Annotated in this window: 9 protein-coding genes; 8 read left to right on the top strand and 1 reads right to left on the bottom strand. The window is 36.2% G+C overall.

The features are described 5' to 3' along the window. The first annotated feature begins 1 nt into the window (after position 1). The 8 genes from B5488_RS04595 (at position 2) to B5488_RS04560 (ending at position 11,018) form a co-directional block, all read left to right on the top strand. Positions 2-616, top strand: coding sequence for a hypothetical protein (locus tag B5488_RS04595; RefSeq protein WP_079734191.1), 615 nt, complete (start codon positions 2-4; stop codon positions 614-616). A gap of 36 nt (positions 617-652) precedes the next feature. Beyond that, on the top strand, positions 653-1,891 hold the full coding sequence (locus B5488_RS04590) for an IS256 family transposase (RefSeq protein WP_079733433.1): 1,239 nt from the start codon (positions 653-655) through the stop codon (positions 1,889-1,891). A gap of 204 nt (positions 1,892-2,095) precedes the next feature. Then, positions 2,096-2,986 (top strand): hypothetical protein, encoded by an 891-nt coding sequence (locus B5488_RS04585; RefSeq protein WP_079734190.1) that lies wholly within the window; start codon positions 2,096-2,098, stop codon positions 2,984-2,986. 7 nt (positions 2,987-2,993) lie between these two features. Beyond that, complete coding sequence (locus B5488_RS04580) at positions 2,994-3,374, top strand: endo alpha-1,4 polygalactosaminidase (RefSeq protein WP_146128806.1); 381 nt, start codon at positions 2,994-2,996, stop codon at positions 3,372-3,374. Between the two features lie 63 nt (positions 3,375-3,437). Then, positions 3,438-4,421: an IS5 family transposase gene (locus B5488_RS04575; protein WP_079733655.1), complete on the top strand. Its 984-nt coding sequence runs from the start codon at positions 3,438-3,440 to the stop codon at positions 4,419-4,421. A gap of 162 nt (positions 4,422-4,583) precedes the next feature. Further along, complete coding sequence (locus tag B5488_RS04570; protein WP_079734188.1) at positions 4,584-5,024, top strand: endo alpha-1,4 polygalactosaminidase; 441 nt, start codon at positions 4,584-4,586, stop codon at positions 5,022-5,024. A gap of 10 nt (positions 5,025-5,034) precedes the next feature. Next, a complete protein-coding gene (locus B5488_RS04565) occupies positions 5,035-7,026 on the top strand; it encodes a hypothetical protein (RefSeq protein ID WP_079734187.1) in 1,992 nt (663 codons plus the stop codon). Further along, a complete protein-coding gene (locus B5488_RS04560; protein WP_079734186.1) occupies positions 7,026-11,018 on the top strand; it encodes a DUF2194 domain-containing protein in 3,993 nt (1,330 codons plus the stop codon). Before B5488_RS04565 ends, B5488_RS04560 begins: the two co-directional genes overlap by 1 nt. On the opposite strand, the gene B5488_RS04555 is transcribed toward B5488_RS04560, so the two are convergent. Further along, positions 11,015-11,809: an ABC transporter ATP-binding protein gene (locus B5488_RS04555; RefSeq protein WP_170065314.1), complete on the bottom strand. Its 795-nt coding sequence runs from the start codon at positions 11,807-11,809 to the stop codon at positions 11,015-11,017. The genes B5488_RS04560 and B5488_RS04555 overlap by 4 nt on opposite strands. Between the last annotated feature and the right edge of the window lies 1 nt (position 11,810).

Below are 11,810 nucleotides of genomic sequence, written 5' to 3'. Positions count from 1 at the left end.
AATGAATAAAGATCAAATTAAAGCTATTGCAAAACTTGTTGTTGCGGTTAAAGAACGTAACGGCAAACCTGTGAATGTTTTTGTAGTGGCCGCCACAATAGAATCTTTTGGAATTAGGGAAATAGATGCAAAAGAAGACTATGGGTTTGAAAGTATAATGCATCTTTCAAACTATATTTATAAAGCTTACGATGCTATAACCCTGGCAAACCTTAAGAATAATAATCAGCGTGTTGCTGAGGCTAAGACTTATAAAAGACTCGCCTTAACCGAATATATTACCACAAAAAATACCAAACGCTTTCTTGTAGATTACAGTTCGGGACTTTTTCATCTATTTCCGGTGTTTCTGCAGGTGGTAGCTATAATTCTTTTTGGATTTTCGCTATGGACCTATTCACATTTTAATAACCTGCAATCTACTGCAGTTGTGCTGGGCGTAATAATTGGTTTTATTACCAGTGCGGGGTTTGTGCAGGTTATAGGAAAACAGGTCTCTTATTATTGGTATAATAAAGATTACCATATGGCCCGGTATTCTACCAAACAAATTATAAGAAATGGGACGATTACCATATTAGGTTTCTTTAGAGGGTGTAATCTCAAGTCTGTCTAGACTTTGAAAATTAAATTAAAATTTTTAGACTAGATTATGACACAAGAAGAGATTAAGGAATTAAAGGAAAAAGCATTAAAACAATTTTTATCAGGAGAATCCCTAACCGGCAAAAACGGCGCTTTTGCTCCAATGCTTAGGGAGTTTATGGAAGAGGCCCTGGAAGCAGAAATGTCTTCGCACCTTTCCGATGAAGAAAAAGGCTCAAAAGCAGGTAATAAGCGTAATGGCAAAGGCAAAAAGACCCTAAAGAGCAGCCAAGGGGACGTCACCATTAACACGCCCCAGGATCGTAACAGTACCTTTGAGCCGGAGATCGTAGCGAAACGCCAGCGTATCCTGGCCGATAATTTAGAAAAGCAGATTATAGGCATGTACGGGATGGGCAATAGCCTGCGGGATATCTCAGCTCATATAGAGGAAATGTATGATTCCAAGATATCCACACACGTTCTAAGTGATATTACGGACCGGGTGATTCCCAAGGTTAAGGAATGGCAGGATCGCCCCTTGGAGCCGGTATATTGCATCCTATGGCTCGACGCGATGCACTTCAAGGTACGCGAAGAAGGCAAAGTAAAGCACAAGGCCTTGTATAATATTTTAGGAATAAATAAAGCTGGAAGAAAGGAAGTGCTGGGTATGTATATCTCGGAAAGTGAAGGGGCCAATTTTTGGCTTCAGGTGCTGACCCAATTAAACAACCGTGGCTTAAAAGATATTCTGATTGCCTGTACGGATAATCTTACGGGCTTTAGTGAAGCCATTCATTCTGTTTATCCCAAGACTGATATTCAGCTATGTATTGTCCACCAGATCCGCAATAGTATGAAGTATGTGGCCAGTAAGGATCAAAAAGATTTTATGAAAGACCTTAAACTGGTGTACAAGGCTGACACCAAAGACCAGGCTGAATCGGCTTTACTGGATCTGGAAGAAAAATGGGGCAAAAGATATCCCATAGTGATCCGTTCCTGGAATGATAACTGGGACCGATTGAGTGCTTATTTTGAATATACCGCACCCATTAGAAAACTCATATACACCACAAATGCCGTAGAGGCTTTTCACCGGCAGGTAAGAAAAGTAACCAAGACCAAAGGCGCTTTTACCAATGATATGGCACTATTGAAGCTGGTTTACCTAGCTACCAGAAGAATTGAAAAGAAATGGAACGCCCCACTGCAGAACTGGGGTTTGGTAGTTCAACAATTAGCTATTAAATTTGAAGGTCGGCTAGAGTTGGACTTAGCCACCAATGAAACGAAAAACTAAAATTTTCTTCTCCCGGGGGTACCCCCGGGAGAAGAAGCAGACAGAGTTGAGCTAACACTCCCTTTCTTTATATTCTCTTTGCTCATAAATTTTGTTATCCCGCTGTATAGTTTTCTTTTTGTGGTTATAACTTTTATTTATGCGCTTTTCATAGGTTTTCTTCTGCTGGTTTTAGCGCCTCTATATGCATTAAAACAAAGATGGATGCTTTCTTTAAGCGTTTTTGTAGGAACGGCCCTGGCGCTTTTACTTCATTTTTATACCGATTTACATCCCTATTTTATTCATTGGACGGGGATTCTTGTTGCGTCTTTAATTTCAGTTGGTTATATCTATATTTTCTTTCATTTCAAACTAAAAAATCTTACAGCGGTAAAAAAGAAACCTAAAGTGATGCTTTCGTTATACCGTAATTTCAACTACTTTTTATACGGTACATTTATTTTCCTTTTTGTTTTCCTTGATAGGATTGTTGCCTGGTCCTCTACCTTAAATAGAGATATTCCTTATATAATTTATTACGAAAAGGATTATGAAATTGGAATGGATCTCGCCATCCTCATCTTCTTCCTGCTTGGTGGGGTGATGGAATATGCAATTCATTCTTATATACGGCATATGGATTTTCATCAACTTGAAACAAAATATTCTGATTTTCAAAGTTTCAACGACAAGATGAAACGAATGTACTTTAAGCATTTACGCTTATTTGCAATTAGTGCCGCTGGTATTGCTGTACTATTATACCTTATTGTTACCCAACCCTGGGGTTATTCCAGGGGTTTTGATGAAATTCTTAGTCCGCTGAGTATAAAAGTTTGTATTCTTGGAAGTATAGGCTATTTATTTCTTAGCCTGGGGATGCTTAATGTACTATATCTTTATACGCTGGGGCGACATAGGAAACCGCTTGTAGCAATTATAAGCGCTTTTTTGGTGAATTTTATAATTGGAGTCTTATTAAGTAGATGGGTTTCTTATGAATACAGCGTTATGGGAATGTTGGTAGGATCTCTGCTATTTGCGATGCTTACTACACGGGAAACATACAATTTCTTTAAAAATCAGGACTATTACTACTATGCATCTTATTAAAATACTTATGGTTACCACAGCACTCTGTTTAAATACTGCTCAGTCAGTCGCACAAAAACTTACTCAGGAGAAACAGATACTTTTTACTTATGGCGATTTTTACCCCGCAGAAGTTTCAGGATACGAATTAGTGGTAATAGAAAGTGCTCATTTTGATAGTGAAGATATTGCTGTTTTAAAACAAAATAATAATACGGTTTTGGGTTATATAAGTCTGGGAGAAGTTAATGAAGCTGCTGCTCATTTTCCTGAAATAAAAGATTTTACCTTCGGAAAAAATGAAATATGGAATAGCTATATTTTAGATATTGAAAATGAAGAAACTCGTCAAGTCTTAATGGCCATTTTTGATTATAAGAATCCTTTGCATAACCCCTTACAAACATAGCATAAAAAATTTGTGTGCATGGTTGGTTTTCACTAATTTCATGCTTTACAAAAACCATCTCCTATGAGCCAGTTAAGTTTTTCCGATATAGAATTGGGACGCAGTAGAAAGCCCAGCAGGGTATCCTCCAAGTTAAACAAGATCAATAATTTGGTGGAATGGGACAAAGTCTTCAATCTGGTGCAGGCAGTGGACAACACCAATAAAGTTATCGGTGGAGCGCCGCACCGCGATCTTTCCATTAAGGTCAAAATGCTTTTTCTTCAGCACCTGTATAACCTGAGCGACCCGGAACTGGAGGATCAGGTCAACGACCGCTTGAGTTTTCAAAAATTTGCAGGGATCAACTACACTACCACGGTGCCAGATTTCACGACCATATGGCGGTTCAAAGAAGCCTTGGTACGGGAAGGCTTGATGGATGGGTTGTTTGCTTTGATCTTGGCCAGTCTTGAATCAAAAGGTTTGTTGCTGAAAAAAGGAACGAGTGTAGATGCCACCATCCTTCAGTCCACCACCAAGCCGTTGAGCAAGGAGCGGCGGGAAGAACTGGAAAAACACCCGAGTGCGCAAATAGATACCGATGCCCAATCCACGGCAAAGCGGGGGAAGAAATATTTTGGTTATAAAGGTCATATTGGAACCGATGTGGGCAGTGAGCTGATAAGGAAAAGGACATTCACTTCGGCACGTCCTCATGATTCCCAGCTAAAAGATGAACTCCTTAGCGGCGATGAGCAGATGATTTTTGGCGATAGCGCCTATGGCACTATTGCCGACAAGCGAAAGGCCAGGAAAGAGGGTGTTTATTACGGGATGCTGGACAAAGGGACACGAAAGCGGAAACTCTCCGCGACGCAAAAGAAAAACAACAAGAAGAAATCAAAGATAAGATGCAAGGTTGAACACCCTTTCGCCTATTTGAAGGAAAAGTTGAACTACAAAAGAACGGTTGCTAAAACAATGGCAAGGAACGAATTAAGGTTTGACTTCAACTGCATCCTGTACAATATTTTTCGGGCCAGTTATCTGCTCTCGAAAGCCTAAAACGTGGGAACGTGCGCAGTGTTGGAACAAAAAGGGAATAAAATAACGAAAATGATGAAAAAAATTGGCCAAAAGTCAAGGATTTAGGCAAAATAGTCCAAAAAAATTCTCGGAAAAGAGAAATAAAAGAAAAACCATTACTTATTCAAAGCTTCCTATAATATGAAAAAAGGCCTGGACGGAATGTTCTTAGACAACATAGATAACTATACTAAATTTGGCCCTACTCCAGAAAAGAAAGAAGCATTATTAGATTTTTTACAGGTTTTAAATATAGTATATCCTAATATTCATTTAATGCAGAATGCAGGTGTTTCTATAATAAAAGATACACATCCATTTATAAATTCAGTCGCCAAAGAAAGTATTGCCTCAGATTATAATTTTCAGAAGGGTAAATATCAATTAAGAGATGAAAATGTTTTTACGCAACTTTTAAACGAACTTAAAGAGGTGTACGATAAATATGAAGTTTCTGTTGTTTTAATTGAATATGCCGAAACCCGAAAACTTAAAAAAGATATTAAACAAAGATTAGCACAAACCCCCTGGCCTTTTTTTATTGGGAAAATAGACTTACAGTCTATTCCCGAAAAAGGCTGAATTATTTTATATGTTTTTAGAACCCTACCTATTAACCGGTCCTTTGAGGATTATCCTGTTGTTTGTATTAATTTTATTAATACATAGAATAGTTTCTACCAGGATTTCTGCGCAATCAGCCTTAAATTTTCTGGTTCCAACCATAACTCTCGTTATGGCCGCGGTATTGCTTGGGAGCTTTGTTTTAATTCTCGCCGGTATATTTGACCTCTTTGTTATTATAAGTATAATAATTGGCCTGGCCATTTTAGCCTTTATGAACCTGAATTTTAATCAGCCATTAAAAGCGCAATTACGCAAAATATATACTCGTTCCCTTTTATATATTACCATAAAGCTGGAAAAAGGGCAACAATTTCTGGATAGAGATAATATTATTAAACCAAAACATAAGCACCCCGACCAGGGGCTTTCTCAATATCATAGAAACTGGCAATTAGCTATTGGGCTTCTGTTACCCGTAATTACCTATATCTCGAGAAGTTCACTTTTTCAAGAAGATGTTTTCACACTATCCCCGAGTTGGTTTAGTAAACTTAATTTTGTAAACGTGATTTCTGCTAATACCTGGTTTTTTCAAACCGGGGAAATGATGGGGGATTATTTACTCATTAATTTATATGCAAAATTAACCCATATAACCAACGCACAAGCTTTGCAGTCTTTTGGGTTGTTAGAATCTGCTTTACTTTCTTTAATAATATATTGGTTTGTGTTTAAAATTTCCCGAAAACAAGCTCCCGGAATACTCGCGGGTTTAAGCTTTGCAGTTTTTTATGCATTTTTGCCCATCAATATAGATTTAATTGCAGAACATAAATCGGTATTTACCGCCCTAATAATTGCTTTGCCCACTATGTTTTTCTGTATTTATCCACAAAGTTTTAGCTTTAACAAAAAGGCTAAATTTTATTGGTTACTTACACTCTTTAGTGCTATTCTTTTATTAGATCTTTTTGTGGGTATTTTACTTATATTTCCTTATTTGCTCATACTTTTCTTTTTTAAGCTTAGAAATAATTTAAGGCAAATTTCTCAAATCTTTCTGGCCTATTTATTTTCGCTCGCTTTTATAGGAATTATTTACGGTATTGCTGCATTTCTTACTAAAGAAGATTTTGGCGCTTTTATTTCCTCTAACTTTTATTCTTTTGATACTTATACATACAATCCACACCTGGTTGCGCCATTAAGAGACCTGGTGTTATATTACCAAATAGCTGGTTTGGTTTTTCTGCTTATTACGATTTATAATTATATTAAAAAACCCCATAAATGGTTGGCCAGCCTTGTCTTTCTTATTTTTATTAATCTTATGTTCGGGATTTACCATTTAGACAGGGGTATTATAGATTTGGATATCTTGAGCCAGGTACTTTGCATATTTATTCCCATATTTTTCGGAATAATTCTAAATGTGATGGTTAATCTTTTTTCAGTATTTAATTTTTCACCCAAGGTAGGTACACGCCTGGAGGTAATAATTGGTACTTTAGTTATCACTGTGCTTACAATTTCGACTTTTCCGCCTGTGGCGACTTTAAATTTTCAGGATAAAAAGGTAGAGAATATGGTTTTTGAAGCCTATTCTAAAATACAATCTGGGAATTTACCATATTCCTATGCTGTGGTGAATGCCTTGCCTTATTTCAGTTTTAGCAAAAACAGTCATTATTATTATAATTACGATTATTTTAATAACACCTACATAGAGCGAGACAGAAGATTCAACAGGTATAAAGATAACTTACCTTACCTTCAAAATAATCCAGATATAATTTTACCCGAAACTATGTTTGTTTTTGTTTATAAAGATTTAAAGGAAAAGAACCTGGCTAAAAAAGCAATAGTAGACAAACAAAGAGATTTAACCCTTGAAAGGATTGAATTATTAAAATTGAAAGGAAGAAATGTTGAACTGTATTACCAGAATGCAAATTTAGAAGTCTACCAGATAGAAAACAGGGAGCGTTCCAGTAATATTAATCAACTTTTATTTTGATGGAAAAATTATTACCAATTAAAATATTAAGGCCGGTTTTTCTATTGTTTTCGTTTTTCTTAATAGGATGCGAAAAGGATATTGAAAATGAAAGACTAGAAGGGGAAAGCCCAAGGGTACAGTACGATAGCCTGAGTACAAACCCCTGGGTAGCTTATCTTGTGGAGCCGGGAAATGATTTAAGTTTCAGGAACAGTAATCATATTAGAAAAGCTCTTAATTATGCTAAAATTCCTTACAACGAAATTAATAGGTTTGATTTTAATAAAAAGCCTGAAGTAAACACTTCGGTTAAAGTAATTGTGGTTTATGATCTCGAACCATTAAATGAATCTGCAATGAATTTTTTAATTGAATTTGTTGCTAAAGGCGGTCATATATTTATTCCCTCGGTAGGTACTAATAAAAATTTTGGTTTTTTAGCGGGAGTAAGGGGAGATGCAAACTTTGAAATAGACACAATAGCACAGGGATTTAAATTTCAGTCCAGTTTTCTACCCGCCTTAAAAGGCAAAAATTACAGAAATGAGAATAAACATTTTGGGTTGCGAGCAGGAAATTTCAGGGAAGATATAGAGATCCTGGTCACTTCAATTTCTGAAGAAAATTATCCGCTAATTATAAAAAACAAAATAGGAAATGGGTCGGTAATTACTTTTAACACCGATCAATATTCACAAAAACAGGAACGCGGACTTTTCTTTGCGGCAATTTTAGAAGGTTTAGAAGGAGTTCCATATCCCGTGGCCAATGCTTCAAGTATAATGTTAGATGATTTTCCTGCGCCGCTTTATAATGTAAAGATGGAACCAATTGCATCAGAAATAAATATTAGTCAGGCGCGTTTTTATACTGAAGTCTGGTGGAAAGATATGCTTAAACTTGCCAGGGAAGAAGGGCTGGAATATTCTGCTTATGTCTGTTTTGATTATTCTAACAGTACATCGCCTCCTTTCAATTTTCCAGAGTGGGAACAGTCTATCTTAACAGGTTCTAATGGTGCCAATGCTGCAGATAGACTTATGGTAGATTTCAAAAGTTCTAAGCATGAGGTAGCTTTGCACGGTTATAATCACGTTTCTCTTAATACTGAAGAATGGCCCAATAAAAGTTATATGGGTTTAAGTCTTCAGGCAGTAAAAAAACGCTGGGCTGCCCGCGATTATGGTACCTTACCGGTTTCTTATGTGCCACCTTCAAATATTATAGACAGTACCGGTTTTCTTGCTTTGGAAGAAAATATGCCCGAAATAATTTATAATGCAAGTATTTACCTGGGGAACTTTGAAGAAGGTGGAGATAGAGAATTTGACAGGGAACCTTATAACGATCACTTTTTTAATTTTCCACGAATCACGAGTGGGTTTGCACCTACTTCTACTCGGGAATTCAATCAGCAATCTTTATATCTCTATACCGGCGTCTGGACTCATTTTATTCATCCCGATGATATTTACCAGATTCCCGGTGAAGAAACGCGAGCAAGTGCTGGTAATTATACTCTAAGAAATATAAACTCTTATGGGTGGAGGGTTTCAGAAGACGGTTCGCCCGGTTTGTTCCCACGATTTCGTAATTATATTCAAAATGTAAAGAAAACCTTTCCCTTAATTCGCTTTTTAAAGGTTTCTGAAGCTGCAAAAATCACTCAAAATTGGAGGGAAGTTCCTTATAAATTTTCCGAAACCGATAGTAAAATTGAAGCTGCTGCGAATATTGAAAATTCAGTCAATAACCAAAATTTCTGGTTTGCGTATGTTTCAGAAATAAATACCGGAGAGACTGAAGGTTACCTGAAAAGTAATCAGTTAAAATTCACAAAAACTCCTTTTTTAGACGGTTATCTTTTCAATATTCAAACCCGGGAGAAAAAATTAAGTCTACCGAAATTTGAAAGTAAGGATTCTGAAGATTTCAGCGAAATCACGCAAAACTATGAGTCTTATCTATTGGTGAAACCAAAAGAAGATCTAGGAGATATTGATAAAGAAATAAATGAATTAAAATCTCAAATTGCTCAAAGCAACAAATTTGAACGTGAAGATTGGTTAAAATTATTTCAGTATTTAGGTTGGAAAAATCGCCAAAATCAAATATGGCCTATACTGGAAAGTAAATACAGTGAAAATAAATCTTCGGTTTACGTAAATCTTTCTTTAGAATTCACCTCGCAGAGTGATTATCCAGATTTGGAAACCAGAAAGCGCTGGATGCTAAGACAAATAGATTTGCATCCCGAAAACCTAAAGCTTAGGAAGAATTTTATAGGCTATTTTGGCAGCAATACCGAAATTCAGTTAAGTAAAGAAGAATTATTGAATCTAATAGAAAATACTAAGTTGGAGGAAGAACGCTTCAGCTATTTTTTATTGCTGAATGAAAAACATCCTGAAACAGCTTTAAATTTGGTAAAAGATATAGAACCCTGCCGTGAAGATTACAGGTTTGCTGCTTCTACTATTTCCTGGATTTTCGCCGAGGCTAAAGATTTTGAAAAAGCTATTCTATGGTCTAAATGCGCTGAAGAAATTACTGAAAATAATGTAGATGATTGGCGGGTACAAACCGGGGAATATGAATTTTTAAAAGACAAAAATTTCCCGCTTTATATAGAATATCTTATTGCCAATAATGATAAAAAAGCGGCACAAAAACTTTTGGAAATCGAAGTTTGTCGTAAAGATTTAAAGCATTTGGCCGCAACAATCGCCTATACCTTTGGCGGGCAGGGAAGTTATAGAAAAGCCCTGGAATGGTCTTCTTGTGTGCCAGATTTTCCTTTGGTAGAACGAATGCAGTGGTTCTATTTACTGGAAAATTTTAGTGAAGTAGAGCGTTTATATGCTAATTATTCTAAAAAAGATAACCTAAAAGAAAAAGAAGCAATTCAGGTTTTTATGGCTGAATATTATTTGGGCCGTAGCGAAATGATTAAAGCCTGGGAGCTCGCTTCAGAATTGCCAGATTCAAACAATAGAGACCGTTTAAGAAGACAATTGAATAACAGCGTTGTTTACCTTAATACTGAACAAAAAAGGCTGCTGTTAAAAGAATACCCTTCACTTTTTTATCCTGAAGTCGCTTCTAAAATAGAGCAAAACTTAAGAATAACTACAGGTGATTTTGTACAAATTGGAAGTAATATTATTAGCGATAGGTTAGATCCTACTTCTATTGGTTTAGAAGCAGTCTATGGCACTCGAGATAAGAAGTACAATCAACATCAATTTGGGCTAAGTCGCTATAATGCGTATGCTATTCCATTTCAAACCGATTTGGAAAATAATGAAGATACGCAGTTATACGGCCTGGTTTATAGATTTAAAACCAGGGAAAGAATAGAAAAATTCAATTTTGGTTTTGGAAGCCGCCTGGAGTTTAACGAAGCAGGGAAGGCGTATTTTCATTTAGAAGCGTCGGCGTCTATTGCTAAAGACAGTTTGTACAGTTCCTTTCAATTTTTTAGAAAACCTGCCATAACCGGCCCCGCATATATTCTTGATATATACCAAACGCAACTAAACGTCTATGAAGAACTTCAGTTTAAAGAGAAATTCCAGGCTGTTTTTTATGTAGAAGGGAATCATTATAACGACGAAGATGTGATGGATGTTCAGGCGCTTACCAGTTTGGCGATGGATATTAAGCTGAATAAAAGAGCTAAATTTATGCCTTATACCGAATTTTCTGGCCTTCTGGGTAATTCCAACAGGCCCAACGGATTTCCATACTGGACTTTAGATGAAAGATTTTACGGTGGTTTAGGAGTTGCTTATCACTATGAAAATGAAAAGAACTTTTGGAAGCTTAATCTTGATGCAGGGTATTTTCTAGATACTTTTTCAGATGAATTTCAACGGTATCGAGGGAATTTTATATGGCCAATTACTAAATACCTTCATCTTAAAACCCAGGCTGAATTCTATACGCTGAAAAACTTTTATTCCAATAATTTCACTTTTGGTTTAAAATACTTTTTGAAAGATAATTAAGGATTAATTTTAAATGAAGCTGAAGCTTTATCAAAAACGATTAATCCTTCAGGAAACACAGTAGAAAAAGCCCCTGATTCCAATAATTCTTTAGGAGAACCGGTGGTAACTTTATTATTTTGCATCAAAATAATCTTATCACAAAGCTGAATTGCCAGGTTGATCTCATGGGACGCAAAAATTATGGCTTTATTGGTTTTTCTAGTGAGTTTTTTAAGCAATTTTAGAACATAAGCCTTGTGATACAAATCCAGGTGTGTGGTGGGTTCATCTAAAATAACCAGGGGCGTATTCTGCGCAATTGCGCGAGCAATCAATACTTTTTGAAGCTGGCCGTCGCTTAATTCGTAGCACTTTTTGTTTTGCAAATCTTCAATTCCAACATTTTGCAAAGATTTTTTAATTTGCCGTAAATCATTTTTACTTAATCTACCAATCCAGTTGGTGTATGGTTGTCTTCCCAGTGCTACCAGTTCAAAAACACTTAAATTTTTGGAAATAGGTTGTTCGGTTAGCACAAGACTCACTAATGAAGCCAGTTCTAAAGAATCTATCTGCTGAATTTGTTCATTCTTAACCAACACTTTTCCATTCAGCGCAGCCTGAACTCCGCTTAGGGTTCTTAAAAACGTAGATTTTCCTACTCCGTTAACGCCAATAACAGCAACCAGTTCCCCTTCATTTACTTCAATATTAATCGCTTCAGTAATAAGAATTTTTTCTGTTTTATTACGGTAACCAATATCAAGATTAATGGTTTTAAGAATGCTATGTTTTTCAGTTTGATCCAAC

Origin of the sequence: Salegentibacter salegens (assembly GCF_900142975.1) — a bacterium.
GTDB classification, from domain to species: Bacteria; Bacteroidota; Bacteroidia; order Flavobacteriales; family Flavobacteriaceae; genus Salegentibacter; species Salegentibacter salegens.
The sequence above is the reverse complement of the archived record's forward strand: the minus strand, read 5'-3'. Positions and strand labels throughout refer to the sequence as shown.